The following is a 524-nucleotide window of genomic DNA, read 5'->3' on the forward strand; positions in this document are numbered from 1 at the left end:
CCCGGCCCACGGCGTGGCGCGGACCAGCCGCGACCTGGTGGCGCAGTTGCAGGCCGCGGTGCCGGTCTGACCGCGCATGCTGGACGGGCTGCTTTCGCTGTACCGCCGGCGCCGCGCGCGCCGGCGCACGCCGCACGACCGCGAGCCGGGCACGGTGACGCTGACGCTGCGCCGGGTCTACATCGTGCCGTCCCGCGCCGGGCTGGCGCTGGTGGCGGTGCTGCTGGTGATGCTGGTCGGCGCCATCAATTACAACCTGGGACTGGGCTTCGCGCTGACGTTCTTCGCCGCCGCCTGCGCGGTGGCCGACATGCTGCTGACCGCGCGCAACCTGATCGGGCTGCAACTGGCGGCGGGACCGGCGGCGCCGGTGTTCGCCGGCGAGGCGACGCGGTTCGAGCTGCTGCTGCGCAATCCGGCGCGGCGCGACCGCTATGCGCTGTGGCTGGGCTTCGCGGCCGACGCCGCCCCACCGCAAGCGACCGATGTGGCGGCCGGCGCGCGCGCCGCGCTGACGCTGTCGG

Annotated in this window: 1 pseudogene; it reads left to right on the forward strand. The window is 75.8% G+C overall.

From position 1 onward, the window contains the following. Positions 1–76: 76 nt before the first annotated feature. A pseudogene (locus GTP44_RS26815) lies at positions 77–524 on the forward strand (DUF58 domain-containing protein); the annotation flags it as partial.

The sequence above is a fragment of the Duganella lactea genome (assembly GCF_009857505.1).
Lineage (GTDB): Bacteria > Pseudomonadota > Gammaproteobacteria > Burkholderiales > Burkholderiaceae_D > Rugamonas > Rugamonas lactea.